The following is a 25,662-nucleotide window of genomic DNA, read 5'->3' as shown; positions in this document are numbered from 1 at the left end:
GCCGATCAGAGGATGCCGGCGATGCGCGGCAGCGAAAGCTTCGGCGTGCGTCCTTGCTGTGGCCTGGGATCGCGGTGGGCCAGCTTTTCGCGCAGCATGGTCCGGCCCCGGTGGATACGGGAACGGACAGTACCCAGTTTGACGCCGAGTGCAGCGGCCACTTCGTCGTAGGACAGGCCTTCCAGGTCGCAAAGCACGACGGCGGCGCGGAAGTCCGGGGGCAGCTCCTCCAAGGCAGCCTGCACATCGAGGTCCAGGTTGTTGTGTTCGAAGCTCTGTTCCGGTCCGGGTTCACGCCCGGGGATCCGCGACTCGGCGTCTTCGGCCAGTGCGTCAAACCGGATGCGGGTTTTCCGGCGGGCCTGGTCCAGGAACAGGTTGGTGGTGATGCGGTGCAGCCAGCCATCCAGTGTCCCTGGCTTGAAATTCTCCAGTGACCGGAAGACGCGGACGAACACTTCCTGGGTGAGGTCCTCGGCGTCGAACTTGTTCCCCGTCAGGCGGTACGCCAGCCGGTAGACCTTGGCGGAGTGGTTGGCCACCACTTCCTCCCAAGTGGGCCTGACCCATACAGCGGCGGAATCTTGCGTCGCAGGGACAGGCGCCATACCTGATGCTGACATCGTCCACTCCCATCGTGGATTGCTATCGCCCGGATACTGTTGACATCTCTTTGTTCGGCGCCGGTCACCTCACGGATGACCGGATATCCATCATTTCAAAGTTGGCTGGGAATTTCCTGACCGGGGCGGTTCTTCAGCCAGAGGCACAACGATTCCCTTCCGCGGCTGGCACCCCCGCACACAGTAGGCTGTACTAAACACTCCCCTGCCGCCCAGAAAGCGAATCACATGAGCGCCGACAAATCCACGAGCTGGTCCTATGCAGAAGATCTGCCCGCAGAGGATGAGGTTATGCTTCGTGCCAGGGAGCGCTCTTTCGAACTGGGCGTGACGCCGATCGGCGCAGGTGTTGGTGCGGTACTGACAGTGTTGGCTGCGGGCTCGAAGGCCCAGACCGCCGTCGAAATCGGTACAGGCGCGGGTGTCTCGGGGGTATGCATCCTGCGGGGGCTCGGACCGCAGGCCGTGCTGACCACCATCGACGTGGACGTCGAGCATCTGAAGGCGGCACGGGAAGCCTTTTCGGAGGCCGGCAGTCCGGCCAACCGCACCCGTACCATTTCCGGCCGCGCCGGTGATGTCCTCCCGCGTCTGACGGACTCCGCCTATGACCTGGTGTTTGTTGATGCCGACAAGCCCGGCCTGCCCGGCTACGTGGAACAGGCCGTCCGGCTCCTCAAGGCCGGCGGGCTGCTCATCATCAATGACGCACTGGACAAGGACCGCGTGGCTAACCCGGCTGTCCGGGAGTCCAACACGGTGGTGCTCCGCCAGGTGGGCAAGGCAATCCGCGACGACGACCGCCTGGCATCCGCGATGCTTCCCACGGGTGACGGCCTGCTCGTCGCGGTTAAGAAGTAGATCCACAGCAAATAAGCCAAGGTCCGCAGCCGGTTGGCTGCGGACCTTGGCCCCGCGGGATTATTCGGCAACACCGAACAGGCCTATTCAGTCACGCCGACGAGGCATTCCTTAAGGTTGGCCGCCTCCGCAGCGTTCAGTTCCACCACAAGCCGTCCGCCGCCTTCGAGCGGTACGCGCATGATCAGGCTACGGCCCTCTTTGGTGACTTCCATAGGGCCGTCGCCGGTGCGTGGTTTCATAGCCGCCATGAGGAATTTCCCCTCCATTTAGTCCCAGGACATATCAGCCCGGATGGGCTGTGTCCGCATGGTCAAATCAAGCCGCTATGGCGGCCCGTACTGATGCCGCCATGGCTGAACATTTCTGAATGCTTTTTGTCCCTGCTTACTTACTATTATCCCGTAATGACCCGCACGTAGCTAATCGATGGACATTTACGGCCGCGTCGGATTCCCCAATCCGCCGGCCAGGCGCCGCGCGCGATCACGGCGGATAATCGCCGCCGCCCGGAAGCTGCGCCCATGCCCACAGCCAGACGATCCACACGATCTGGAGCAGGACAAACATTGTCAGGACCGTGCCGCGGTACGCCTTTGACCGGGACAAGAGCGCGGCGGCCAGGGCCAACGGGAACAGCGGGAGCAGCATCCGGAAAGTACTGGTCTGGGGGTGGAGGAACACCAGGAGGTAGCCCATGTAGCAGGCGCACCACAAGCGCAGTTCCACACCAAGCCGGACCACCGGCGGGGAGAACAGCAAGAGCGCAAAGAGGCCCGCAAACACGAATGGCGCCACGATCCCCAGAACGGGGCCAAAGAGGTCGACGCCGGCGTCGAACCAGGGCTTGAAGGGCACCAGGTCATGGCCGCGCCACACTGTTTCGGTTTTGGTATACGCCTCAATGTCTCCGGTCGCGGCCCAGGCCGCTGCCGGCCACAGCAGTGCCGAGGCACCGCACACCACGGTGAGGCCCGCCAGGGATGCCAGCTCCCCGGGGCTGTGGGTGCCCGGCCGCTCCCCGCGCCCCCGTTCGACCAGTCGCCAGAGGAAGAGAAGCCCCACCGTGGCGGCAAAGGGAACGCCCACGGGTCGGGAGAGGGACAGCAGCAGGACCACCGGCATGGCAACGAAATAATGACGCCTGATGACCAGCAGCAGGGCGGTGGCCAGCAGGAAAACGGTCAGTGGCTCCGCGTACGGGACCTGGAGAATGGCGGACACCGGAAAGGTCGCGAAGAATGCCACGCCCCAAAGCGCCGCAGTGTGCGAAGCCTTGTGCCTGAACAGGCAGTACAAAACCAGCGCCGCACCCAACCCTGCCAGCATTGCGACGACCGTCAGCGCCGCGGCAGGGCTGATTCCGGTCAGGCCTGCGAGCGCACGGCCCACGGCCGGGAAGAGCGGATAGAAGGCCCACGCATTTTCCTGTACGTTGCCGGCGGCATCCGTTGGAAGCGGTGAGGGATACCCGTCGGTGATGATCCGGCCGTACCATCGCGCGTCCCAGATATTGATGAAGTTCCAGTAGTCAGGGCCGGCCGGAAACCACGGGTTGGGTCCTTGGTGCAGAGCTGCTGCCATAAAGATGCAGGCGCTGACCAGCCGGGAAGTGGCGTAGAGGGCGGCAACCTGCAGCCACCAGGGCCAGCGTTGGACCGCCCACATGGCGCGGGCGCCGAATGCGGTGATCAATGCCGTCGGGCCCGTCCGGTCCCCCGTGTCAGTGCTCAAGCGCCGGCCTCCGGGCGCGCTGCCCGTTCCGCTTCCAGCAGCCGGGCCCGGAGCCTGACCATTTCTTCGTCTTTGGCCGCGATCTGGTCCCGCAGTTCGTCGAGGACCTGGTCCACCTGATCCATCCGGTACCCCCGCAGGCCGAGGGAGAAGCGGACCCGGTCGACGTCCGCAGGTGCAGCGTCCGCGGGCAGCAGTACCGGCGGAAGGTTGGCAGGCGGCTGCCCGAACCCCGGGTAGAGAATCGGATTCTCCGGGGCCTCGGAGCCCGTGGCCGGTTCACTGCCCCGGCGGAGGCTGCGCAGAATGCCGCGGCGGCCACCGGCGCCTGCCCACAGGGTGGCGGCGATCAGCACGATGGCGAGGTAGACCAGGAAAAAACTCACAGCACCCATCGTGCCAGATATGGGCCGACGGCCTATTCGGGCCTTTGCTCGCCGTTGGTGGAAACCGGGGGCGTCCAGTGCAGCACCAGCTGCACCGCTTCGGCGGGATCGTCCACCACTTGGATGAGGTCCAGGTCTTTCGCGGAGACCATACCTTCGGCCACAAGGGTGCCCTTGATCCATTCGATCATCGGCCCCCAGAAGTCCACGCCCAGGAGCACAATCGGGAAGGACGTCACCTTCCGGGTCTGGACCAGGACCATGGCTTCGAAGAGTTCATCCAGCGTCCCCAGTCCGCCGGGCAGAACGATGAAGCCCTGGGCATATTTGACGAACATGGTCTTCCGGGCGAAAAAATAGCGGAAGTTAATACCGAGGTCCACCCACTGGTTGAGGCCCTGTTCGAAGGGCAATTCAATGCCCAGGCCGACGGAGACGCCGTTGCCTTCCACGGTCCCGCGGTTGGCGGCCTCCATGGAGCCGGGGCCACCGCCGGTAATGACGGCCACGCCCGCTGCTGCCAGCTTCCGGCCGACTTCCATGCCCATTTCGTAGTATTGGCTGCCAGGCTTGGTGCGCGCCGAGCCGAAGACGCTGACAGCGGGCCCCAGATCGGCCAGCGCGCCGAACCCTTCGACGAACTCGCTCTGGATGCGGAGGACCCGCCACGGGTCTGAGTGGACGAACTGTCCGGCGCCCTTGGTATCAAGCAGATGCTGGTCGGACATTTCCACAGCCGCCTGCTTGCGGCGGAGTTCAAGGGGCCCCTTACGGCGCGGCTGGGTGGTTTTGGCCGGATCTGCGTTGATGCTCATCCCCCAAGGCTAATGCCAAGGCCGGCGTGCCAGTGGCAGGTATCTCTTGAATCACGATCCGCGCGAACTTGGCGTGATTCACCTCATAACCAGCCAATGTTCGCTAGATTCTTCTTTATGACTACTCATGTGCCCGGCGATGCGCTCGTCTCCCTGAATGGTGTGAATAAGCATTACGGTCAGTTGCACGTTTTGAAGGACATCAATCTCCACGTCCGCAAGGGCGAAGTGGTGGTGGTCATTGGCCCGTCAGGCTCAGGTAAGTCCACGTTGTGCCGTGCCATCAACCGTCTCGAAACCATCGAGGGCGGCACCATCAGTATTGATGGAAAGGTACTGCCGGAGGAGGGGAAGGAGCTCGCTCAGCTCCGCGCCGACGTCGGCATGGTCTTTCAGTCCTTCAACCTCTTCGCGCACAAGACCATCCTTGAGAACGTGACGCTTGGTCCCATAAAGGTCAAAGGCGTTGCAAAGGCCCAGGCGGACAAGGAAGCCATGGCGTTGCTTGAGCGCGTGGGCGTGGGTCACCAGGCCCCCAAACTCCCGGCGCAGCTCTCCGGCGGCCAGCAGCAGCGCGTCGCCATCGCGCGGGCCCTGGCCATGAAGCCCAAGGTCATGCTCTTTGATGAGCCCACCTCTGCGCTGGACCCCGAGATGATCAACGAGGTCCTTGACGTCATGATCCAGCTGGCCAAGGAAGGCATGACCATGGTTGTGGTCACGCACGAAATGGGCTTCGCCCGGAAAGCCGCCGACCGCGTGGTTTTCATGGCGGATGGCCAGATCGTGGAGGATGCCAAGCCGGAAGAATTCTTCACCAACCCGAAGAGTGACCGCGCGAAGGACTTCCTGTCCAAGCTGCTGACCCACTGATTCTCCATCAACGAACACACACTCCAGTTCGCACTTAGGCCGTGACCCACGGCCGACCAATGAAAGGAATGTCATGAAGGCATTTATGACCCGCCGGAAGTCGTTCTTCGTGGCGGCCACGGCTGCCCTGGCGTTGTCCCTGAGCGCATGCGGCGGCACCACCCCCGGAACCACCAATCCCACTGTTGCCGACAAGCCGACGTTTGCCGCCGGCACCACCATGGCCAAGCTGTCCGCCGCAGGCACCATCAAGATCGGCACCAAGTACGACCAGCCGCTGTTCGGCCAGGTGGGCCTGGACGGCAAGCCGGTGGGCTTCGACGTCGAGATGGGCAAGCTGATCGCAGCGAAGCTGGGCATCGCTGCGGACAAGATCGAATGGTCGGAGACTGTCTCCGCCAACCGCGAGCCCTTCATCGAGCAGGGCAAGGTGGACCTTGTTATTGCCACGTACACCATCAATGACAAGCGCAAGCAGGTTGTCAGCTTCGCGGGCCCGTACTACGAGGCCGGCCAGGCGCTGATGGTGAACAAGGACAACACGTCCATCACCAAGCCTGAGGACGTCGCAGGCAAGAAGGTCTGCTCCGTCACCGGTTCCACCCCTGCCGCGACAATCGTGGACAAGTACAAGGCCGAGCTCGTGCCGGCAGCCACCTACTCCGCTTGCCTTGAGCCGCTGCGCAACAAGCAGGTCGAAGCGATCACCACGGACAACGTGATCCTGGCCGGCTTTGTGGACAAGGAACCGGATGCCTTCAAGCTGGCCTCGGATCAAACCTTCACCAAGGAGCCCTACGGCATTGGCCTGAAGAAGGACGACACCGAATTCCGCAACTGGATCAACGACCAGCTCGAGGCGTTTGGCAAGGACGGGTCCTACAAGAAGGCCTGGGAAGCAACGGCAGGTTCGGTCATCAAGACCGCCCCTGAACTTCCCGCCATCAACCGCTACTAGGTAGCCACGGCGGCTTCCGGGGAATTCGTTGAACGCGTTCCCCGGAGGCCGCCCGCCTGCTTTTTGACCCCCTACGCCCAGAGCCGAAGGATCCTATGGAAGTCATCATTGAAAACCTCCCCCTCTATTGGGAAGGCCTTCTCCGCACTCTTTTCCTGTCCGTCGTCTCCGGGATCATCGCGCTTATCCTCGGAACACTCCTGGCGGCAGCCCGCGTTTCCCCCGTTGCAGCGCTCCGCGGATTCAGCACCGTCTACGTGGAAATCCTCCGGAACACGCCACTGACCATTGCTTTCTTCTTCGCGGCGATCGTCCTGCCGCGCCTCGGCGTGACATTCCAGCAGTTTGAGGTCGCAGCGATCATCGCCCTCAGCGCCTATACAGCGGCCTTCATCGCTGAAGCCGTCCGCTCAGGCGTGAACAGCGTCCCGCTCGGCCAGGCTGAGGCCGCGCGCAGCATCGGCATGAACTTCGGCCAGGTCCTGAATCTCATCATCCTGCCGCAGGCGCTTCGGACCGTGATCCCGCCGCTGATCAACATCCTGATTGCCCTCGTCAAGAACTCCTCCGTCGCCGGCGCATTCTTTGTCCTGGAACTGTTCGGCTACGGCCGCCAAATGGCCAACGCCAACGGTGACCAGGTCATGGCAGTACTGCTCGGCGTTGCGTTTTTCTATCTGCTCCTCACCATTCCGCTGGGCATCCTTGCCAGCACGGTGGAACGAAAGGTGGCGATTGCCCGATGACTTCAGTCCTCTACGACGTTCCCGGCCCCAAAGCGCGCCGGGTCTCGCTGATCGGTTCCGTGGTTGGAACCGTGCTGATCCTGGGACTTCTGGCGTGGATTGGCATGACACTCGCGCAGCAGGGCATTTTTGAAGGTCGCCGCTGGGCGATCTTCACCCGGGGCGACGTCTGGACGCTGCTCGCCAATGGCCTCGGCGCAACGCTCACCGCCGCCGCCCTCGCCGCAGTGATCGCGTTTCCCCTCGGCCTGATGTTCTGCCTGCTGCGCATCTCCCTGGTCGCCTGGATCCGGATCCCCGCCCGGGTGGTCCTGGAGTTCCTGCGCGGCATGCCGGTTGTGCTGATGATGCTCTTCGTCCTGCTGGTGTTCGGGACGAGTTCCTTCGTCGCCGTGGTGGCCGGGCTCGTCCTCTACAACACCGCTATCTTCGCGGAGATCATCCGGGCCGGCATCCAATCCCTGCCGAAGGGACAGCGGGAGGCGGGCCTGACCATCGGCCTGACCAGCTTCCAGTCCCGGATGCTCATCGAGCTGCCGCAGGCCGTCCGCCGTATGATGCCGTCGCTGGTTGCCCAACTCGTGGTGCTCCTGAAGGACACCTCCCTGGGCTACATCGTGGCGTACGGCGAACTTCTGCGCGCAGTGCAGGTCATGGCGGACTTCCTCGGGAACGCGTTCCTGTTCCCCATCTTCTTTGTGGCTGCCGCCATCTACATTGTGATCAACATCTGCGTTTCCCGGCTCGCAATCTGGATCGAGCGCCGGGGTTCCACGAAGACGGCAGGCGGCGTTGCCAAAGCGCCAACCGCCGTGGTCGCACCGGAACTACCGGACTTGCCGGGACACAAATAGCAGCACGCGCGCACAAGCAGAAGGGTCCGCAGCCTGCAGGCTGCGGACCCTTCTGCTTGCAGGCTTACGCCGCGAGCCAACTCCGAAGCGCCCGCAGGCATTCCCGGATGGCGTCGGCGTCGACGTGCTCGTTGTCCTTGTGGGCCAGCAGCGGATCGCCGGGGCCGAAGTTCACAGCGGGGATCCCCAGTTCGCTGAAACGCGCGACGTCGGTCCAGCCGTATTTCGGTTTCGGCTCGGCTCCGACGGCGGCCACGAAGGACGCGGCGGCCGGGTGGTTCAGCCCGGGCCGCGCGCCGGCGGCGGCGTCCGTGCGGACCACGGCGAAGCCCTCCAACAGTTCCCGGACATGCGCCTCCGCCTGGTCCGGGGTCTTGTCGGGCGCGAAGCGGTAGTTGATTTCGACGACGCAGCGGTCCGGGATGACGTTGCCGGCCGTGCCGCCATTGATCTTCACGGCGTTGAGGCTCTCGCGGTAGTACAGGCCGTCCACGTTGACGGTCCTCGGCTCGTAGGCTGCCAGCCGGGCCAGGATGGGCGCCGCTGCGTGGATGGCGTTGCGGCCCATCCACGCCCGGGCAGAGTGTGCTGCCTCGCCCACCGTCGTGGCCTCAAAGCGGCTGGTGCCGTTGCAGCCACCCTCGACGGTGCCATGGGTCGGCTCCAGGAGGATCGCAAAATCGCCACCCAGGAGGCTGCCGTGGTTGCGGACCAGGCGGCCCAGTCCGCTCTTGACCGCTTCCACTTCCTCGTGGTCGTAGAAGACGAAGGTGACGTCCCGCTGGGGCGCCGTGCCGCCGTCGAACATTGTGGCCGCCAGCGCGAGCTGTACGGCGACACCGCCCTTCATGTCCGTGGCCCCGCGTCCGTAGAGCACTCCCTCCCCCGGGATGCCTGAATCCCAGGTGGACGGGACGGTTCCGCGCGCGCCTTCAGTAACCGGCAGCGGCACTGTGTCCAGGTGTCCGGCGAGGATGACGCGTTCCGCCCTGCCGAGTTCCGTGCGCGCGATGATGGCGTCACCGTCGCGGAGCACCTGGAGTTCCGGGATGGCCCGCAGCGCCACTTCGACAGCGTCCGCCAGTTCCGTCTCATTCCCGGAGACACTGTTGATGTCCATCAGGGCGGCGGTCAGCACGGAGACGTCCTGGCGGAGGTCCAAAGGCACGGTGATCGATTCAGGGGCGGTTTCGGCAGTCACGTTGCCAGTCTAGTTCGAACCCGGTGCCCGCCTCTCGGTACACTGGGGCCATGACTGAGACCGCTACCTCCGCCGCGCCCAAAGACCAGAACGCAACTTCCGAAGCCCGCTCCGCCTACGGCTTCGGGTTGGCAACCATCGCCAGTGGCACGGGCGGGGATCATGCCGAAGCCACCGTCCTGGACGTCTGGTTCCCGGCGCCGGCGCTGGGCATCGCAGCCGATAACCTGCGTGCCGTGGAGAATGCGGACGAAACCCTGGTCCAGCTCGCCGAGAGCGGCACAGACGCTGACCGCGGGACCGAGCAGAAAGTGGTCTTCGTCCAGATCAACCTTGACGAAGCTCCGGCTGACACCGCAGACGCGTACCTCCGGCTGCACCTGCTCTCCCACCGGCTGGTCCGGCCCAACACGATCAACCTGGACGGTATCTTCGGCAAGCTGCCCAACGTGGTGTGGACCAACTTCGGCCCCGCCGCGGTGGAAGGCTTCGAACTGACCCGCGCCAAGCTTCGCCGCCGTGGTGCCGTCACCGTCTACGGCGTGGACAAGTTCCCCCGCATGGTGGACTACGTGGTGCCCGCCGGCGTCCGGATCGCCGACGCCGACCGTGTCCGTCTCGGTGCCCACCTCGCCGAAGGCACCACCGTGATGCACGAAGGCTTCGTGAACTTCAACGCCGGCACCCTGGGCGCCTCCATGGTGGAAGGCCGCATCTCCGCCGGCGTCGTCGCCGGAGACGGTAGCGACGTGGGAGGCGGCGCGTCGATCATGGGCACCCTCTCCGGGGGCGGCAAGGAAAAGATCGTCATCGGTGAGCGCGTTCTGCTGGGCGCCAACTCCGGCGTCGGCATCAGTGTCGGCGATGACTCCGTGGTGGAGGCAGGCCTCTACGTCACCGCTGGAACCCGTGTGCTTGTTCCCGGGCCCAAGGACGAGGATGGCGAGGACACCGCCAAGATCGTAAAGGCGGCCGAGCTGTCCGGCGTCCCCAACCTCCTGTTCCGGCGCAACTCCACCACCGGCGCCGTCGAGGCGCTGCCGCGCAAGGGCCAGACGGTGGAACTCAACGACGCCCTCCACGCCAACTGACCCGGCGGTGGCACGTGGACGCAGTTTCGTTCGTCCCACCGTGCTGCTGCTTACCCTGGCGCTGGCGGGCGCCGGCATCTACACAGCGGTCTCCTTCCTGCAGCGCTCCGAAACCCTGGTCACGGAGCGCTGCACGGCCGACGTCGGGACCCAGAGCGCAGAGCTTGCAACGGACCAGGCGGTTAATGCCTCACTGATTACAGCGGTGGCGGTGCAGCGCGGGCTGCCTCCCCGGGCAGCCAGCATCGCCCTTGCCACCGCCATGCAGGAATCCAAGCTGCGCAACATCGCCCATGGCGACCAGGCCGGCCCTGACTCCCGCGGACTCTTCCAGCAACGTCCCTCGCAGGGGTGGGGAACCGAGGCCCAGGTGATGGACCCGTACTACGCTGCCAATGCTTTCTACGATGCCCTGGTCAAGGTTCCCGGCTACGAGTCCCTGGAAATCACCGACGCCGCCCAGCGTGTCCAGCGCTCGGCCTACCCCCTCGCGTACGCCCAACACGAAGATATGGGCCGGTCCTTCGCGTCCGGCCTGACCGGTCAGGCGCCCGCCTCCGTGCTATGCACTTTGCGTGCCCCGCAGGAACCTGGCATCCCCGCCGCCGTCGAGTCCGAGCTGGCCCAGGCGTACGGGCCGCTCGCCATCACCACGGAGAATGATTCGCTCGTGGTGGCAGCTGACGGCACCCAGGCCTGGTCCGTGGCGCAGTGGGCAGTTGCCAACGCCAAGGGACTGGCGGTGACGCGCGTGGATGTTGCAGGCCGGAGCTGGGACCGTGAGGATCAGGGCGGCTGGCAGGAATCCGACGCGCCCGCCGGCGAGGTCCGCATTGCAGTGGCACCGGCCGGCACCGGCACCTGACGGCCCGCCTCAGACCAGGATGTCCACCACGGGCTGGACGTAGCTGCGGAAGAGCTCCGGCGCAGACATGAGGTTATGGCTCATGATGATCTTGTCCGGCTCCACATACCACGCCCGCTGTTCGTTCAGCGGCAGTTCGATGATGGTCAGGGTGAAGTCCCGTGACCTCCGGCCCACCTCCAGCAGGCGGTCATTCACCATGTCGCCCAACAGCTGGTCGGAACCGCTGGCTACCCGTTCTGCTTCCAGCCGGACGTACTCACTGCGGCGCTCCCGTGCCCAGGTCAGGGCGGACCCGAAATGCGCCTGCAGGACGCGCTGGAGGGCCGGGGAATTTCCGAACTCTTCAAAATCCGGTGGGGACAGCTCCGGTGACGTCTTGGGGTGCGCCTTCAGCAGCTGCTCCCACCAGGCTTCCCATTCGGTCTTGAGTGCGCTCAGCCCGCCGACGTCGGAGGTGAGATGCGAGTGGTCGGCATGGCGGATCTTCGGCGAGGCATGCGACAACGCGGGGTGGCCGGCGCCGTCGAGTCCTGCCGCATCACGGATAAAGAGCGCGATCATCAGAGGCCCGGACGTATCCGTAGTAATCTGCCAGCCGGAACCACCTGTGTGATGCATCCCTAATACTCCTCCTGTGGCCTGACTTTACCGGCCTGACCAGCCGGTTCCGCTCCCCCGGCTCCCAGTCTATTCCCGATGCCACCGGACGGTAATGTCAGGCGGCCAGGCTCTGCAGGTGCCGGTCCAGGACGTCATGGCACATCTGTGCCGTCATCCAGGCGGGCTGCAGGAGGGCGTGCATGCACAACCCGTCCAGCGTAGCCAGCAGCCTCTCCGCCTCGACCGCCAGCGACTGCTGCCCGCCGCCGTCGTCCGGTACCAGGGCCGTGATGACCTGCCCGACGACGGCGGCCACCTCCCGGTGGCTCCGATCGGCCTCCGCCGCGAGGAAGGGACGGATCCTGGCGGCGTTCTTGAAAGCCATCCACACACAGGCGTCCACGGCCCGTTCCTCGTCGAGCGGCAGAAATTCACCCAGCAGGGTTAAAACCGCCTCACGATGCGTGCCGGTCCCGGGTTTACTGGCGGCCATTGCCGGCAATGCCGCGGTGAGCCGGCCCGTGATCCGGTCCACAACGGCGGCAAAGGAATGGCTGAGCAGTTCTTCACTGCCCGCGAAGTAGTGCCGGACGGAGCCCACGGCGAGGCCTGCTTCGTCCGCCACCTCCCGCAGTGACGCCCGCTCGAGGCCGTCGACGGCGATGATCCTGAAGACCGCGTCAACGATTTCTGCACGCCGGGCTTCGGCATCAACAATTTTGGGCACTCCTATTATTTAGCACACCCGTGCTTAAATCCACGCATCCGCGGAATTGGGATAGCGTGGGGGCATGAAAATTCTGGTCACAGGTGGCACCGGGTACATCGGTTCGCACACAGTCTTGTCCCTGCAGGAAGCCGGCCACGATGTGGTGGTGATCGATAACCTGGTGAACTCCAGCGAGGAGTCACTGCGCCGGGTAGCCGAACTGAGCGGCAAGACCGCCGAATTCCACAACGTGGACCTGGTGGACGAAGCCGCGGTGGAAGGCGTCTTTGCCGCCAACACCATCGACGCCGTGATCCACTTTGCCGGGCTCAAGGCCGTGGGCGAGTCGGTCCGCGAACCGCTCAAGTACTACTACAACAACCTTGTGGGCACGCTGAACCTGATCCGGGTGATGGATCGCCACGACGTCCGCTCCATCGTCTTCAGCTCCTCCGCCACGGTGTACGGCGAGCACAATCCCATCCCCTACGTGGAAAAGATGGAGATCGGCGCCAACAACCCGTACGGCCGTACCAAGGAACAGATCGAGGACATCCTCGCCGACCTGGGCGCCGCTGACAGCCGCTGGCACATAGCCCTGCTGCGCTACTTCAACCCGGTGGGCGCACACCCGTCAGGCCGCATCGGTGAGGATCCCCAGGGCATCCCCAACAACCTGGTGCCCTTCATCGCCCAGGTGGCCGTGGGACGCCGCGACAAGCTGATGGTGTTCGGCGGCGACTACGACACCCCTGACGGCACCTGCCTGCGGGACTACATCCACGTCGTCGACCTCGCCGAAGGCCACGTGGCAGCCCTCAACCACGTCGCGGACCGCTCAGGCGTCTACCGCTGGAACCTGGGCTCCGGGAAGGGGTCCTCCGTGCTGGAGGTCCTGCGGTCCTTCGAGAAGGCCGTGGGCCAGCCCATCCCCTACGAGATCACCGGACGGCGCGCGGGCGACCTCCCGGCCTTCTGGGCCGACGCCACCTCCGCCCTGGCCGACCTGAGCTGGTCCACCACCAAGACCGTGGACCAGATGTGCGAGGACCACTGGCGCTGGCAGAAGAACAACCCCCTCGGCTACACGTCATAAACAACAACTGAACAGCAACGCGGGGTCACTTACTGCCCGATCCGAAGGGAAATTCCGGCAATAAGTGACCCCGCGTTGCAGTTGCCGGGAACGTACGACGGCGGCCGGTCACCTTCGTGGAGAAGGTGACCGGCCGCCGTCATACTTAAGCCGGTGGTGGGATCTAGCGGACCGGGTAGTCGCGCTCGGGCTCGCCGATGTACAGCTGGCGCGGGCGGCCGATCTTGGTGTTCGGGTCGCTGATCATTTCACGCCACTGGGCGATCCAGCCCGGCAGTCGGCCGATCGCGAACAGTACGGTGAACATCTTCTCGGGGAAGCCCATCGCCTTGTAGATCAGGCCGGTGTAGAAGTCCACGTTCGGGTAGAGCTTGCGCTGGATGAAGTAGTCGTCGTTCAGCGCCTTCTCTTCGAGACGCATCGCGATCTCAAGCAGTTCGTCGTTGCCGCCGAGCTTGGTCAGGATTTCGTGGGCCGTGGCCTTGACGATCTTGGCGCGCGGATCGTAGTTCTTGTAGACGCGGTGTCCGAAGCCCATCAGGCGGACGCCGTCTTCCTTGTTCTTGACCTTCTCCATGTAGTCCTCCGGCTTGGTGCCGTCGGCCTGGATCTGGCGGAGCATCTTGAGCACTGCCTCGTTGGCGCCGCCGTGGGCGGGACCGAAGAGTGCGTTGATGCCGGCTGACACCGAGGCGAAGAGGTTGGCGTTGGAGGAGCCCACCAGGCGCACCGTGGAGGTGGAACAGTTCTGCTCGTGGTCAGCGTGCAGGATGAGGAGAAGGTCCAACGCCTTGGCAATGACCGGGTCCACTTCGTACTGCTCGGCCGGCAGGCCGAAGCTGAGGCGGAGGAAGTTCTCCACGAGGTTGTGGGAGTTGTCGGGGTACAGCATGGGCTGGCCGATGCTCTTCTTCAGGGCGTAGGCGGCGATGACCGGCATCTTGGCCAGCAGCCGGTACGTGGAAACCTCTACCTGCTCGGCGTTGAACGGATCCAGCGAGTCCTGGTAGAACGTGGACAGCGCCGACACGGCCGAAGAGAGCACGGGCATCGGGTGGGCATCACGCGGGAAGCCGCTGAAGAAGCCCTTGAGCTCTTCGTGCAGCAGCGTGTGGTGACGGATCCGCTGGTCGAAGGCTTCCAGTTCCGTGGGTGTCGGCAGGTTGCCGTAGATCAGCAGGTAGGACACCTCAAGGAAGCTGGAGTGCTGAGCCAGCTGTTCGATGGGGTACCCGCGGTAACGCAGGATGCCGGCATCGCCGTCGATGTAGGTAATTGCGGACGTGGTTGCTGCGGTGTTCATGAAGCCGGGGTCAAAGGTGACTGCGCCCGTCTGCTTGAGCAGCTTGGAAACGTCGTAGCCTTCGTTTCCTTCAACAACCTGGATGCGCGGGAGCTTGAGCTCGCCTCCTGCATGGTGCAGGGTTGCGCTGTTGGTCTCAGTCATGGAGTCCCCTTCATGAGGCGCGTGGGCCTCTGTCGAAAGCTTGATCCAACATCCGGTGAGCCGTGGCAGTGACCCTGTTCATCCAGGAATCCAACACCCGGGCTGCCTTCTTGTAGAAAGCCACCATTGATAGTCACTTAAAAAGTACCGCCCGATTGCGGGTGTCACTAATCGGAGGCGTGCGAAACCCCCGTAAAATGCCGCCTTTGTGGCGCGAGTCACATGATTGTTACGGCGTCGTGGCCAGTCTGGCCACTGCGGCGTCAATCCGTTCATCAGTGCCCGTCAATGCGACACGCACAAACCCGTTGCCGGCTTCGCCGTAAAATACGCCTGGCCCCACCACGATGCCTCGCTCAGCAAGCCGGGCCACGGTGTCCCAGGTGCTCTCTCCGGCGGTGGACCAAAGGTACAGTCCGGCGTCGGAATCCTTGATCTCCAGCCCGAAGCCCTGCAAAGCCGGGACCAGGCGCTCCCGGCGTCCGCGGTAAAGGTCCTTCTGGGCCTGGACGTGGGTGTCCTCGCCCACCGCAACGCGCATTGCTTCCTGCACCGGGTAGGGGACGATCATGCCGGCATGCTTGCGGCTGTTGACGAGGTTGGCCATGATGCCCGGGTCACCAGCCACAAACGCTGCGCGGTAACCTGCCACGTTGGACTGCTTGCTCAGCGAGTACACGGCCAGGAGGCCCTCGTGGGACCCTCCGGAAACGCGCGCATCCAGGATGCTGGGCACGGGCTCGCCGCCGCGCTGTGCGTCCCAGGCGCCCCACCCGAGTTCGGCGTAGCACTCGTCCGAGGCCACCACGGCGCCCAATTCGCGGGCCTGCGCCACAAGCGCTTTGAGGGACTCAACATCCCTGACGCTTCCGGTGGGGTTGCCCGGGGAGTTTACCCAGATCAGCCGCACGCGTGCGCGGGTGGCATTGTCCAACTCGTCGAGGTGGTCGGTAGCGACGGAGGTGACGCCGGCGAAAGTAGCCCCAATGTCATAGGTGGGGTAGGCAACCTTGGGGCGGACGACGACGTCGCCCGGCTTCAGCCCGAGCAGGAGCGGCAGCCACGCCACCAGTTCCTTGGAGCCGACGGTGGGCATAACGTTCTTAGGGTCCAGGCCGGGGACGCCGCGGCGCCGCTCGAACCACGCCGCAATGGCTTCCCGCAACGGAACGGTGCCATGGACCGTGGGGTATCCCGGGGCGTCCGCGGCGGCCCTGAGGGCATCCTGGATCACAGCGGGAGTGGGGTCGACAGGCGTGCCGATCGACAGGTTCACGGCCCCGCCAGGGTGCCCAGAGGCTTTGGCAAGGTACGGTGCCATGGCCTCCCACGGGTAGTCGGGCAGGCTCAGGCCAAAGCCGTTCACGGCAGCGGTCAACGCAATGCCCGGCTCAGTGGTCTTGGTTCTGCGGCGGCAGGGCGGCGATCATCGGGTGATCCTTGCCCGTGTTGCCCACCTTGGCGGCGCCACCGGGCGAGCCCAGGTCATCGAAGAATTCGACGTTGGCCTTGTAGTAGTCGGCCCATTCTTCGGGGGTGTCATCCTCGTAGTAGATGGCTTCCACCGGGCATACCGGCTCGCAGGCACCACAGTCGACACACTCATCGGGGTGGATGTACAAGGAACGCTCACCCTCATAGATGCAGTCAACGGGGCATTCCTCGATACATGCCTTGTCCTTGACATCTACACACGGCTGCGCGATTACGTACGTCACGTCCCTTGCCTCTCCACGATATTTCCCGGCAGTGGCCGGCACTTGAATCCGGCACCGGCCGGACTGTTGACTTCTGAGCTTATTATCTCCCAGCCCGTCCACGCGAACCTAGCCGGCCGCCCTAGTATGAACTGGTGAGTCCCGCCCAGCCTACGCCCCGAGAATTTCTGGCCACCGCCGCGCCCGGAACCCGGGTTGTCGTCCGTTACCGGATCGACGGCGGCCTGACCGACGCCCTGGGGCATCTGGTGGCCACTGACGACGGCGGCTGCACAGTCCGCACGCGGAAAGCCGACGTCGTGATCCCCCTGGACCTCGTGGTGGCTGCCAAGGAAGTGCCGCCGGCGCCCGAGCGCCGCCCAGCCCGCGTCCGCAACTGACACTCCCCAGACACAAAAGAAACTGCCGGCACGACGGCGGGGTTCCCGCCTGCCGTGCCGGCAGTTTCTGTGATGTGCTATTTAGGACTAGGCCTTGGCGCGTGCCCGTGTGGACTTGGCGCGTTCGCTGGCGTCCAGGATGAGCTTCCGGATACGGATGGACTCCGGGGTCACCTCAACGCACTCGTCTTCGCGGGCGAATTCCAAGGATTCTTCCAGAGTCAGGTTGCGCGGCGGCGTCATGTTCTCGAAGGTGTCCGAGGACGCTGCACGCATGTTGGTGAGCTGCTTTTCCCTGGTGATGTTCACGTCCATGTCATCGGCGCGTGAGTTCTCGCCAACGATCATGCCTTCGTAGACCTCGGAGGTGGGCTGCACGAAGAATGACATGCGTTCCTGGAGCTTGATCATCGCGAACGGGGTGACCACGCCAGAGCGGTCAGCCACGATCGAACCGTTGGTGCGGTACTCGATGGTGCCGGCCCACGGCTCGTAGCCCTCGGCGATGGAGGAAGCAATGCCGGCACCGCGGGTGTCGGTGAGGAACTTGGTGCGGAAGCCGATCAGGCCACGGGCCGGAACGATGAACTCCATGCGGCACCAGCCGGTGCCGTGGTTGGCCATGTTGGTCATGCGGCCCTTGCGGGCTGCCATCAGCTGGGTGACGGCACCGAGGTACTCTTCCGGCACGTCGATGGTCATGTGTTCCATCGGCTCGTGGATCTTGCCGTCGACGGTCTTGGTGACAACCTGCGGCTTGCCGACAGTCAGTTCGAAGCCTTCACGGCGCATCTGCTCAACCAGGATGGCCAGCGCCAGCTCGCCACGGCCCTGGACTTCCCAGGCGTCGGGACGCTCGGTGGGGAGAACCTTGATGGAGACGTTACCGATCAGTTCCTTGTCCAGGCGGTCCTTGACCTGGCGGGCCGTGACCTTGGCGCCCTTGACCCGGCCGGCCAGCGGCGAGGTGTTGATACCGATGGTCATGGAGATGGCGGGATCGTCAACGGTGATCAGCGGCAGCGGCTGCGGGTTGTCGACGTCGGTCAGGGTCTCACCAATGGTGATTTCCTCGATACCGGCAACGGCGACGATTTCGCCCGGACCTGCAGACTCGGTGGGAACACGGTCCAGTGCTTTGGTGGCCAGCAGTTCGGTGATCTTGACGTTCTTGAGCTCTCCGTTGGCGCGGGCCCAGGCAACGGTCTGGCCCTTGCGCAGGGTGCCGTTGTAGATGCGCAGCAACGCGAGGCGGCCCAGGAACGGGGAGGCGTCCAGGTTGGTCACGTGTGCCTGGAGGACACCGTTCGGGTTGTACGTCGGAGCCGGGATGTGCTCGATGATGGTCTTGAACAGCGGCTCAAGGTCTTCGTTGTCCGGAGCGGAGCCGTCGGCGGGCTGGTCCAGGGAGGCGCGGCCCACCCTCGCTGCTGCGTAGACAACCGGAACTTCAAGGATCTTGTCGAGGTCCAGGTCCGGAACTTCGTCGGCGAGGTCCGAGGCGAGGCCCAGCAGGAGGTCCATCGACTCGTGGACAACTTCCTCGATGCGGGCGTCGGGGCGGTCGGTCTTGTTGACGAGGAGGATCACCGGCAGGTGCGCGGCCAGGGCCTTGCGCAGCACGAAGCGGGTCTGGGGCAGCGGGCCCTCGGAAGCGTCCACGAGGAGTACAACGCCGTCCACCATGGACAGGCCGCGCTCTACTTCGCCGCCGAAGTCGGCGTGGCCTGGGGTGTCGATGACGTTGATGGTGATGGTTTCACCGTTGGAGGACGGTCCGTTGTAGGCCACGGTGGTGTTCTTGGCCAGGATGGTGATGCCCTTTTCGCGTTCCAGGTCACCGGAGTCCATGACGCGGTCTTCGAGGTGGTTGTGTTCGGCAAAGGAGTTGGTCTGCTTGAGCATGGCGTCGACCAGAGTGGTCTTGCCGTGGTCAACGTGGGCCACGATCGCGACGTTGCGGAGGTCACTGCGCGATGCAGTGGCTACCGCGGTGTTGGTGGTGGTTTCAGACATGCGTGATTGCTCGATTCAGTGGTGAAGTCAGCTGTTGTTTCGCGACATTTCCAACCGGAACGCACGACGGATTAGCCCAATAACACAGGGCTCCTTCCCTCATTCTAAGCGCTGAGCCTATTGTTGGCCTAAAAATCTCGGATCGGCCCAGTCCGGTCGGTGGGTAATTCCGGCGCGCCGCGGCCCAAAGAGTGACCAAGCTCACTGGATTTCTGTGACTTGATGCACCATCATTGCTGTGATAGCCACAGCAAGCCCGGAGAATCCCTGATGCGAAAAGCCTCGGCTCTGACCCGCTTTGTCGCCTCTGGAATCGCGGTAGCCGCGCTTCTGGGCGGCTGCGGACAGACCCCAGCAGCAACACCGGACTCCGGCGTGCCATCCCCGGCGCAGGCGGCCGCGGCCGGCGCATACCAGGCCCGCGGCGGCGATCCGCTCAGCCTGCCTGCCGGTTCTGTGTACCGCAACCCAGCCAGCGGGCGTGACGAGGTGGTGGTGCCGGACATGCGGCACACTGCCCTCCTGATCGGGGATTCCCAATCCGAACCTGCTGACGGGTGGCCACGCCTGGGCCTTGCCGCCGTTGGATACAAGGTCCACTTCTGCGGGCTCGGCGGCACGGGATTCGTGGCATCCAACGGCAAGACCGGCAACTACATCGACGCCTTGCAGCGCGGCGACTGGAAGCTGCCGTACGGGACGCCCGCGCTGATCGTCATCCAGGGCGGCGGCAACGATGCCGCGCACGGCGCCACCGATGCCCAGATCGTGGCCAACGCCGACCGCCTGATCGGGGCACTCCGGGAACGCTATCCAGGCGCCAGGATGGCCATGATCGGCACCCTGGCCCGCGGCGCCAACTACGGTGGCGGGCGCAGGACCCAGGTGGACGCGCTGCTGGGCACGGTGTCCGCAAGGAACGGCATACCCTTTGTGGGCGTGGGAGACTGGCTGTCGAAGTACAACCTCGCGAAGAACCTGGCAGATGCCGTCCACATGGATGCCGCCGGCCGCAGGTCACTGGGCGGGCTGCTTGGATCCAGGCTCAGGCAGCTGGGGCTCGAAGGCCCACGCCTGGACGGCACTGTCCCGGTGGCAGCCACCCCCGCGGAGTGAACAGACTCCCAGCGGGCGGAACTCGCCCTTGGCACGCTGGACAGACCCTTAAAAGCAATGGAGCCGGCGCCCTGAAGGCACCGGCTCCATCTTTAGCCCCGGGATCCAGCGGTCTGATCAGGCCACTTCGGGCGGAAGCATCAGCTTCGCACCGGGGATGGCGTTGAGCAGTGCCTTGGTGTACTCCTGCTGGGGGGACTCGAAGACATCGTCCGTGGAACCGGTCTCCACCAGCTTGCCCTTTTCCATCACACAGACGTGGTCGGCAATCTGCCGCACCACCGCCAGGTCATGGGTGATGAAGAGGTAAGTCAGCCCGAGGTTGGCCTGCAGGTCAGCGAGCAGGTTAAGGACCTGTGCCTGAACCAGCACATCCAGGGCGGACACCGCTTCGTCACAGATGATCACCTCGGGATCCAGAGCCAGCGCACGCGCGATTGCAACGCGCTGGCGCTGGCCGCCGGAGAGCTCGTTCGGGAACCGCTGCATACTCGACTGCGGCAGGGACACCTGGTCCAGCAGTTCGCGCACCTTTTTCACTCTGCTCGCTTTGTTCCCGATCTTGTGGACCCGCAACGGCTCCTCGATGGTCCTGAAGATGTTGTACATGGGGTCCAGCGACCCGTAGGGGTCCTGGAAGATCGGCTGCACGCGCCGCCGGAACTTAAAGAGTTCCGCCGGCTTCAGCGCGGCTGTATCGACGCCGTCGAACAGGATCTTCCCCTCCGTTGGCTTTTCCAGCTGGAGGACCATTTTGGCCACGGTGGACTTTCCGGAGCCGGACTCCCCCACAATCGCCGTGGTGGTTCCCCTGGTGACGTCAAAGCTGACGCCGTCCACCGCAGCGAAGTCGGTTGCCTTACCCAGCCCCTGACGGAGCTTGTAGACCTTCCGCAGGTCCTGGATCTTCAGGACATGGTCTGCGGCCGGCTCTTCTGTGGGCGCAAGGAGGTCGATCGCTTCCACGCCCAGTTCCTTGGCCACCTGGATCCGCCGGCTTGCCAGGGACGGAGCGGACTCAACCAGCCGCTTGGTGTACGGGTGGCGCGGATTCTGGAGCAGTTCCAGGGACGGACCGGACTCCACAACCTGTCCCCGGTACATGACCACGACTTTGTCCGCGCGCTCTGCAGCCAGACCCAGGTCATGGGTGATGAGCAGGACTGCGGTGCCCAGTTCAGTGGTCATGGTGTCCAGATGATCCAGGATCTGCCGCTGGACGGTCACGTCCAGGGCCGACGTCGGCTCGTCAGCTATCAGAAGCCGCGGCTGGCAGGAGAGCCCGATGGCGATCAGTGCGCGCTGGCGCATACCGCCGGAGAACTCGTGGGGGTACTGGTTTGCGCGCCGATGTGCATCCGGGAGTCCGGCCTGCTCAAGGACCTTGGCGATGTCGTCCGGACCGCTGGGCCGGCCGTTCGCGCGGAGGGTTTCCTTGACCTGGTAGCCAATCTTCCAGACCGGGTTCAGGTTGGACATCGGGTCCTGCGGCACCATGCCGATGGTGTTGCCGCGGAGTTCGATCATCCGCTTCTCGCTGGCATGGGCAATGTCCTCGCCATCCAGAAGGATCTGCCCGCCGGACACCGCACCGTTGTTCGGCAGGAGCCCGATCGCGGCCAAAGCCGTGGTGGATTTGCCCGAGCCGGACTCCCCCACAATCGCCACGGTCTCACCGGGCATGATGGTCAGGTGGGCGTTACGGACTGCCTGGACGTCGCCGCCGCTGGTCTTGAACGTGATGGCGAGGTCACGGATTTCCAGGAGGGGTTTGACTCCGGAATTACCTGCCTCCTCGACGTGAACATCGGGAATGGTCATGTTTTTGTCTCTCATCGCTGCCTGCTCTTCGGGTCGAGGGCGTCACGAACGGCGTCGCCCAACATGATGAAGCTCAGGACCGTAATGGACAGGGCTGCGGCGGGGAAAAGCATGATCTCCGGCCTCGTCCGGATGGACGACTGCGCGCCGGCAATATCGTTGCCCCAGGACATGATGCTTTGCGGCAACCCAATGCCCAGGAATGACAGGGTGGCCTCCAGGACGATGAAGATGCCCAGGTTCAAGGTCGCCATGACAATGATCGGCGCCAGTGCATTCGGCAGGACGTGACGCAGGAGCGCTCCGACCCTCGAAACACCCAGAGCTCGGGCGGCAGTCACAAAATCGGCGTTTCGGACCTCGATGACAGCGCCACGGGCAATGCGTGCCATTTGCGGCCAGGTCAGCAGCGCAATGATCGCCACCACCGTCCACACGCTCTTGTTGTCGCGGAAAAAAGGCAGCTGGGTGATCACCAGGGCGCCCAGCACCAACGGCAAAGCAAAGAAAATGTCACCGAGACGTGCAAGGACCGAGTCAACCCAGCCACCGTAGTAGCCGGCTATCGCGCCAATCGTCACTCCGATGATCACCACGCAGATAACAGACAGGAGGCCCACTGAGAGCGAAGCCTGTGTTCCGTGGACAACCCTCGAATAGATGTCGCACCCCTGGAAGGTGAATCCGAAGGGATGCCCGGGAGCGGGTCCTGCTTCGGAGTTTCCGAGCTGGCAGTCATCGTTCGGCGGCACCGTCGAGAGCAGGCCCGGGAACAGCGCGATGATAATCAAGGCCAGGATCAACAGCGACGAAATGATGAACAGCGGACGACGGCGGAGCTTGCGCCAGGCGTCGGCCCACAGGCTCAGCGGCGCCTGCTCAGTTTTGAGCGTGTCGGTCGCGAGCAACGGCGTTTCGTCGATGGGCGCCACAAAGTGGCTGTTTTTACTGGTCATAACGAATCCTTGGGTCCAGCCAGGCGTACAGGAGATCAACGAGCAGGTTGGCAACCACAAACACCAGAACCAGCACGCTGACTATGGAGACAATGGTGGGCCCCTCCGTGCGCAATGTGGCCTGATAGAGCTTGTTGCCCACACCTGGCACATTGAAGATGGCTTCGGTGACAATCGCGCCGCCCATCAGACCGCCCAGGTCGGCGCCCAGGAAGGTGACGACGGGGATCAGGGAGTTGCGCAGGATGTGTGCAATCACAACCCGGGGCCGGGACAGGCCCTTTGCTGTGGCAGTCCGCACGTAATCGGCATTCATGCTCTCGCTGACCGAAGCACGCGTCAGGCGGAGGACATAGGCAAACGACACCAGGCCCAGCACGGTGGCCGGCAGCAACAGGCTGCCCCAATCGGCGTTGGCGCCGACCGTCGGTTTCGCCCAACCCAGCTGGACTCCGAAGACCAACTGGAAAACAAAGCCAAGAACGAATGTGGGAACAGCGATGACCACGAGTGAGGCCACCAGCACGGTGGAGTCAAACCAGCCACCACGACGAAGGCCGGCAAAGACACCGAACCCCACACCGAACACGGTCTGAATAATTAGAGCTTCCACTGCCAGCATCGCCGTCACAGGAAAGACCCTCGCCAACGAGGCAGCGATCGGCTGTCCAGTGAAGTCGTTGCCGAGGTTGAAAGTGAAAATGTTCTGCAGGAACAGGCCGTACTGGACCCAGAACGGTTCGTCCAAATGGTACTGGGTGCGCAGTGTGTCGATAACTGCCTGCGGGGGCTGGCGGTCGCCGAAGAGGGCGGCAATGGGGTCACCCGGCAGGGCGAAAACCATGTAGTACACCAGAAGGGTGGTGCCGAGGAAGACGGGGATTGCCTGAAGGAGCCTGCGAAGGATAAAGCGGACCACCGGATCACCGGCCTTCGGGGAGCGAAGAAGGGAATTTCATGGGTGCCTTCCTGCCGTACAGGACAATGGGGGCCCGGCATAACGCCGGACCCCCATACGCCTGCGGCAAGTTAGATCGTGGAGACTACTTGGCCGTGATGTTGTAGTAGAGAACTCCGCCATTCCAGCCGGTTTCGGCCTTGATGACGTTCTCGCTCCAGACGATCGGCTTGGCCTGGTCCCAGAGGGGCAGACCCGGAAGATCCTTGAACAGGACCTCCTGTGCCTCGTTGAACTTCTCGTTGGCCTCCTCGGTGGACTTGGCAGCGAGGCCTTCCTGAAGCAGCTTGTCGAACTCAGGGTTCGTGTACTTCTCGTAGTTGGACGGAGCACCCGAGGCCCAGACCGGTCCCAGGAAGTTGTAGAGCGACGGGTAGTCGCCCTGCCAGCCGGCGCGTGACAGGCCGGGGAGCATCTGGGACTTGCGCAGGTTCAGTACTTCCGCGAACTTGGCGAAGGGCTGGATTTCGGCCTGGATGCCCAGGTTGTTCTTGAAACCGTTGGCTACGGCGTCGATCCATTCCTTGTTGCCACCATCGGTGTTGGAGGCAATCTGGAGCGGCTTCGAGTTATCGTACGGCTTGATCTTCTCAGCCTGTGCCCACAGATCCTTAGCCTTGGCGGCGTCGAACTTGAGAACTTCGCTGCCCGGGATGTTTTCCTTGAAGCCGTCGATGACCGGCGGAGCGAATGCCTTGGCCGGCGTGCGGGTTCCGTTGAAGATCACCTTGGTGATCTCTTCGCGGTTGATGGCGTAGGACAGTGCCTGGCGGCGCAGCAGCCCCGCTTCACCCTGGAAGTTCGGGTTGTAACCCGGGATGTTCAGGGTGGAGTTGGTGGCAACCGGCTTGGTGGAGTTGCGGTCCTGGAAGTCCGTGACGTAAGTCTTCAGCGCGTTGGAGGGCAGAACATCCGAAACGTCCAGGTTGTTGGCCTGCAGGTCTGTGTATGCGGGGCCCGGATCGGTGTAGAACTTGAAGGTCACGCCACCGTTTTTCGAAGCGCGGGGACCGCTATAATCAGCGTTCTTGACGAGTGAGATGGACTGGTCGTGGACCCACGCGCCGGTCTTTTCCATCTTGTAAGGACCGTTTCCGATCGGATTCTCACCGAAGGCCTTCGGGTCGGTCATTGCTGCGGACGGGATCGGGAAGAACGCCGAGTAGCCCAGGCGGAGCGACCAGTCAGCTTCCGGCTGTGCCAGTTTGACCGTGAGGGTGGAATCGTCTGTAGCCGTCAGGCCCGACATCGTCTCGGCGGTGGGAGCCGGGGTGGTGGTCTCTTTACCGTCAGCCGATTTTTCAGTGATCACGGCTGAGACATCTGCGTATCCGGCGATGGACTCAAAGAAGAAGCCATTTTGCTGCAGGTTCTTTGAGTTCGCGGCGAAGTTCCAGGAATCAACGAACGTCTTGGCAGTGATCGCTTCGCCGTTGGTGAACTTCTGGCCCTGCTTGACCTTGATGGTCCAGTTCTGGGCGTCCGAGGATTCAATGGACTCTGCCAGTGCATTGACGGGCTTACCGTCGGCGTCGTAGGTCCGAAGTCCTTCGAAGAGGAGTTCGACCACGCGGCCACCGTAGACTTCGCCCGTGTTGGCCGGCAGCAGGGGGTTCTGTGGTTCGTTGCTGTACGCGGTGATCACCTTGTTGGGATCGCCGGCCGACTGGCTGGCACCATCATTGCTGCCGCCTCCAGCGCCGCAGCCTGTCAGGGCGAGGGCAGCGATCGCCACCATGCCGAGTGCTTTGGAAGTGCGCGTGAAACGCATTCCGCCTCCTATGAGTTGTGGGAGATAGTCAGGGGAAATCTTTTGCTCCCCGGCAGGCTCGTCA

General features: G+C 63.8%; 26 protein-coding genes. 10 read left to right on the top strand and 16 right to left on the bottom strand.

The window, feature by feature from the left end:
* Positions 1–5 precede the first annotated feature (5 nt).
* On the bottom strand, positions 6–623 hold the full coding sequence (gene sigE, locus NFC73_RS02235; protein ID WP_056343982.1) for an RNA polymerase sigma factor SigE: 618 nt from the start codon (positions 621–623) through the stop codon (positions 6–8).
* Between the two features lie 228 nt (positions 624–851).
* Between sigE and NFC73_RS02230 the strand changes: the two genes are divergently transcribed.
* Complete coding sequence (locus tag NFC73_RS02230) at positions 852–1,484, top strand: O-methyltransferase (protein WP_056343985.1); 633 nt, start codon at positions 852–854, stop codon at positions 1,482–1,484.
* A gap of 83 nt (positions 1,485–1,567) precedes the next feature.
* Here the strand turns inward: NFC73_RS02230 and NFC73_RS02225 are convergent, their stop codons facing one another.
* The 4 genes from NFC73_RS02225 to NFC73_RS02210 form a co-directional block, all read right to left on the bottom strand.
* Positions 1,568–1,735 (bottom strand): DUF3117 domain-containing protein, encoded by a 168-nt coding sequence (locus NFC73_RS02225; RefSeq protein WP_009357720.1) that lies wholly within the window; start codon positions 1,733–1,735, stop codon positions 1,568–1,570.
* Positions 1,736–1,970: 235 nt separating this feature from the next.
* On the bottom strand, positions 1,971–3,152 hold the full coding sequence (locus tag NFC73_RS02220; protein WP_254747535.1) for a putative hexosyltransferase: 1,182 nt from the start codon (positions 3,150–3,152) through the stop codon (positions 1,971–1,973).
* Between the two features lie 62 nt (positions 3,153–3,214).
* Positions 3,215–3,613: a DivIVA domain-containing protein gene (locus tag NFC73_RS02215; protein ID WP_254747282.1), complete on the bottom strand. Its 399-nt coding sequence runs from the start codon at positions 3,611–3,613 to the stop codon at positions 3,215–3,217.
* Positions 3,614–3,636: 23 nt separating this feature from the next.
* Positions 3,637–4,419 (bottom strand): LOG family protein, encoded by a 783-nt coding sequence (locus NFC73_RS02210; protein ID WP_254747281.1) that lies wholly within the window; start codon positions 4,417–4,419, stop codon positions 3,637–3,639.
* Positions 4,420–4,536: 117 nt separating this feature from the next.
* Between NFC73_RS02210 and NFC73_RS02205 the strand changes: the two genes are divergently transcribed.
* The 4 genes from NFC73_RS02205 to NFC73_RS02190 all read left to right on the top strand — a co-directional run bounded on the left by NFC73_RS02205 (position 4,537) and on the right by NFC73_RS02190 (position 7,850).
* Positions 4,537–5,292 (top strand): amino acid ABC transporter ATP-binding protein, encoded by a 756-nt coding sequence (locus tag NFC73_RS02205; protein ID WP_104062136.1) that lies wholly within the window; start codon positions 4,537–4,539, stop codon positions 5,290–5,292.
* Positions 5,293–5,365: 73 nt separating this feature from the next.
* Positions 5,366–6,250, top strand: a complete 885-nt coding sequence (locus tag NFC73_RS02200) for a glutamate ABC transporter substrate-binding protein (protein WP_254747280.1) — start codon at positions 5,366–5,368, stop codon at positions 6,248–6,250.
* Between the two features lie 95 nt (positions 6,251–6,345).
* Positions 6,346–6,996 carry an amino acid ABC transporter permease gene (locus NFC73_RS02195; RefSeq protein ID WP_056343998.1) on the top strand — a complete coding sequence of 217 codons (651 nt, stop codon included), beginning with the start codon at positions 6,346–6,348 and terminating at the stop codon, positions 6,994–6,996.
* Positions 6,993–7,850 carry an amino acid ABC transporter permease gene (locus NFC73_RS02190; protein WP_254747279.1) on the top strand — a complete coding sequence of 286 codons (858 nt, stop codon included), beginning with the start codon at positions 6,993–6,995 and terminating at the stop codon, positions 7,848–7,850. The genes NFC73_RS02195 and NFC73_RS02190 overlap by 4 nt, the downstream gene beginning before the upstream one ends.
* A 64-nt stretch (positions 7,851–7,914) precedes the next feature.
* Here the strand turns inward: NFC73_RS02190 and dapE are convergent, their stop codons facing one another.
* On the bottom strand, positions 7,915–9,051 hold the full coding sequence (dapE, locus tag NFC73_RS02185; RefSeq protein ID WP_254747278.1) for a succinyl-diaminopimelate desuccinylase: 1,137 nt from the start codon (positions 9,049–9,051) through the stop codon (positions 7,915–7,917).
* A 50-nt stretch (positions 9,052–9,101) separates the two neighbouring features.
* Here dapE and dapD point away from each other — a divergent pair, with 50 nt between their 5' ends.
* Positions 9,102–10,142: a 2,3,4,5-tetrahydropyridine-2,6-dicarboxylate N-succinyltransferase gene (gene dapD, locus NFC73_RS02180; protein WP_254747276.1), complete on the top strand. Its 1,041-nt coding sequence runs from the start codon at positions 9,102–9,104 to the stop codon at positions 10,140–10,142.
* A 7-nt stretch (positions 10,143–10,149) separates the two neighbouring features.
* A complete protein-coding gene (locus tag NFC73_RS02175; protein WP_372494546.1) occupies positions 10,150–11,007 on the top strand; it encodes a transglycosylase SLT domain-containing protein in 858 nt (285 codons plus the stop codon).
* 9 nt (positions 11,008–11,016) lie between these two features.
* Here the strand turns inward: NFC73_RS02175 and NFC73_RS02170 are convergent, their stop codons facing one another.
* Positions 11,017–11,628 (bottom strand): hypothetical protein, encoded by a 612-nt coding sequence (locus tag NFC73_RS02170; protein ID WP_254747272.1) that lies wholly within the window; start codon positions 11,626–11,628, stop codon positions 11,017–11,019.
* A 97-nt stretch (positions 11,629–11,725) separates the two neighbouring features.
* Positions 11,726–12,337, bottom strand: coding sequence for a TetR/AcrR family transcriptional regulator (locus NFC73_RS02165; RefSeq protein WP_254747270.1), 612 nt, complete (start codon positions 12,335–12,337; stop codon positions 11,726–11,728).
* A gap of 64 nt (positions 12,338–12,401) precedes the next feature.
* Between NFC73_RS02165 and galE the strand changes: the two genes are divergently transcribed.
* Positions 12,402–13,415: a UDP-glucose 4-epimerase GalE gene (galE, locus tag NFC73_RS02160; RefSeq protein WP_254747268.1), complete on the top strand. Its 1,014-nt coding sequence runs from the start codon at positions 12,402–12,404 to the stop codon at positions 13,413–13,415.
* A gap of 163 nt (positions 13,416–13,578) precedes the next feature.
* Here the strand turns inward: galE and NFC73_RS02155 are convergent, their stop codons facing one another.
* The 3 genes from NFC73_RS02155 to fdxA form a co-directional block, all read right to left on the bottom strand.
* A complete protein-coding gene (locus NFC73_RS02155; RefSeq protein WP_104062127.1) occupies positions 13,579–14,862 on the bottom strand; it encodes a citrate synthase in 1,284 nt (427 codons plus the stop codon).
* A 229-nt stretch (positions 14,863–15,091) separates the two neighbouring features.
* Positions 15,092–16,240: a succinyldiaminopimelate transaminase gene (gene dapC / locus NFC73_RS02150; protein WP_256548512.1), complete on the bottom strand. Its 1,149-nt coding sequence runs from the start codon at positions 16,238–16,240 to the stop codon at positions 15,092–15,094.
* A gap of 13 nt (positions 16,241–16,253) precedes the next feature.
* A complete protein-coding gene (gene fdxA, locus NFC73_RS02145; RefSeq protein ID WP_026265673.1) occupies positions 16,254–16,580 on the bottom strand; it encodes a ferredoxin in 327 nt (108 codons plus the stop codon).
* A 134-nt stretch (positions 16,581–16,714) separates the two neighbouring features.
* Between fdxA and NFC73_RS02140 the strand changes: the two genes are divergently transcribed.
* Positions 16,715–16,960 carry a putative acetyltransferase gene (locus tag NFC73_RS02140; RefSeq protein ID WP_248759736.1) on the top strand — a complete coding sequence of 82 codons (246 nt, stop codon included), beginning with the start codon at positions 16,715–16,717 and terminating at the stop codon, positions 16,958–16,960.
* Between the two features lie 87 nt (positions 16,961–17,047).
* On the opposite strand, the gene typA is transcribed toward NFC73_RS02140, so the two are convergent.
* A complete protein-coding gene (gene typA / locus NFC73_RS02135) occupies positions 17,048–18,976 on the bottom strand; it encodes a translational GTPase TypA (RefSeq protein ID WP_254747266.1) in 1,929 nt (642 codons plus the stop codon).
* Positions 18,977–19,246: 270 nt separating this feature from the next.
* Here typA and NFC73_RS02130 point away from each other — a divergent pair, with 270 nt between their 5' ends.
* A complete protein-coding gene (locus NFC73_RS02130) occupies positions 19,247–20,092 on the top strand; it encodes an SGNH/GDSL hydrolase family protein (RefSeq protein WP_254747264.1) in 846 nt (281 codons plus the stop codon).
* A 117-nt stretch (positions 20,093–20,209) separates the two neighbouring features.
* Here NFC73_RS02130 and NFC73_RS02125 read toward each other — a convergent pair whose 3' ends face one another.
* From NFC73_RS02125 to NFC73_RS02110, 4 genes are all read right to left on the bottom strand, one after another.
* On the bottom strand, positions 20,210–21,913 hold the full coding sequence (locus tag NFC73_RS02125; RefSeq protein WP_254747262.1) for a dipeptide ABC transporter ATP-binding protein: 1,704 nt from the start codon (positions 21,911–21,913) through the stop codon (positions 20,210–20,212).
* A gap of 11 nt (positions 21,914–21,924) precedes the next feature.
* A complete protein-coding gene (locus NFC73_RS02120; RefSeq protein ID WP_254747260.1) occupies positions 21,925–22,869 on the bottom strand; it encodes an ABC transporter permease in 945 nt (314 codons plus the stop codon).
* A complete protein-coding gene (locus NFC73_RS02115; protein WP_254747258.1) occupies positions 22,859–23,788 on the bottom strand; it encodes an ABC transporter permease in 930 nt (309 codons plus the stop codon). Before NFC73_RS02115 ends, NFC73_RS02120 begins: the two co-directional genes overlap by 11 nt.
* Positions 23,789–23,912: 124 nt before the next feature.
* Positions 23,913–25,598 (bottom strand): peptide ABC transporter substrate-binding protein, encoded by a 1,686-nt coding sequence (locus NFC73_RS02110; protein WP_254747256.1) that lies wholly within the window; start codon positions 25,596–25,598, stop codon positions 23,913–23,915.
* Between the last annotated feature and the right edge of the window lie 64 nt (positions 25,599–25,662).

The sequence above is a fragment of the Pseudarthrobacter humi genome (assembly GCF_024294965.1).
Taxonomy (GTDB): Bacteria; Actinomycetota; Actinomycetes; order Actinomycetales; family Micrococcaceae; genus Arthrobacter; species Arthrobacter humi.
Note: the sequence above shows the minus strand (reverse complement) of the source record. Positions and strands in the feature narration are given on the sequence as shown.

Bases quoted from the DNA above. Each gene is read 5' to 3' on its own strand.
- galE (WP_254747268.1), top strand. From the start codon at position 12,402: ATGAAAATTCTGGTCACAGGTGGCACCGGGTACATCGGTTCGCACACA.
- NFC73_RS02220 (WP_254747535.1), bottom strand. From the start codon at position 3,152: ATGTGGGCGGTCCAACGCTGGCCCTGGTGGCTGCAGGTTGCCGCCCTC.
- NFC73_RS02130 (WP_254747264.1), top strand. From the start codon at position 19,247: ATGCGAAAAGCCTCGGCTCTGACCCGCTTTGTCGCCTCTGGAATCGCG.
- NFC73_RS02200 (WP_254747280.1), top strand. From the start codon at position 5,366: ATGAAGGCATTTATGACCCGCCGGAAGTCGTTCTTCGTGGCGGCCACG.
- NFC73_RS02210 (WP_254747281.1), bottom strand. From the start codon at position 4,419: ATGAGCATCAACGCAGATCCGGCCAAAACCACCCAGCCGCGCCGTAAG.
- sigE (WP_056343982.1), bottom strand. From the start codon at position 623: ATGTCAGCATCAGGTATGGCGCCTGTCCCTGCGACGCAAGATTCCGCC.
- typA (WP_254747266.1), bottom strand. From the start codon at position 18,976: ATGTCTGAAACCACCACCAACACCGCGGTAGCCACTGCATCGCGCAGT.
- NFC73_RS02225 (WP_009357720.1), bottom strand. From the start codon at position 1,735: ATGGCGGCTATGAAACCACGCACCGGCGACGGCCCTATGGAAGTCACC.
- NFC73_RS02230 (WP_056343985.1), top strand. From the start codon at position 852: ATGAGCGCCGACAAATCCACGAGCTGGTCCTATGCAGAAGATCTGCCC.
- NFC73_RS02110 (WP_254747256.1), bottom strand. From the start codon at position 25,598: ATGCGTTTCACGCGCACTTCCAAAGCACTCGGCATGGTGGCGATCGCT.
- NFC73_RS02155 (WP_104062127.1), bottom strand. From the start codon at position 14,862: ATGACTGAGACCAACAGCGCAACCCTGCACCATGCAGGAGGCGAGCTC.
- NFC73_RS02215 (WP_254747282.1), bottom strand. From the start codon at position 3,613: ATGGGTGCTGTGAGTTTTTTCCTGGTCTACCTCGCCATCGTGCTGATC.
- NFC73_RS02195 (WP_056343998.1), top strand. From the start codon at position 6,346: ATGGAAGTCATCATTGAAAACCTCCCCCTCTATTGGGAAGGCCTTCTC.
- NFC73_RS02205 (WP_104062136.1), top strand. From the start codon at position 4,537: ATGACTACTCATGTGCCCGGCGATGCGCTCGTCTCCCTGAATGGTGTG.
- NFC73_RS02120 (WP_254747260.1), bottom strand. From the start codon at position 22,869: ATGACCAGTAAAAACAGCCACTTTGTGGCGCCCATCGACGAAACGCCG.
- NFC73_RS02170 (WP_254747272.1), bottom strand. From the start codon at position 11,628: ATGCATCACACAGGTGGTTCCGGCTGGCAGATTACTACGGATACGTCC.
- NFC73_RS02190 (WP_254747279.1), top strand. From the start codon at position 6,993: ATGACTTCAGTCCTCTACGACGTTCCCGGCCCCAAAGCGCGCCGGGTC.
- NFC73_RS02125 (WP_254747262.1), bottom strand. From the start codon at position 21,913: ATGACCATTCCCGATGTTCACGTCGAGGAGGCAGGTAATTCCGGAGTC.
- dapD (WP_254747276.1), top strand. From the start codon at position 9,102: ATGACTGAGACCGCTACCTCCGCCGCGCCCAAAGACCAGAACGCAACT.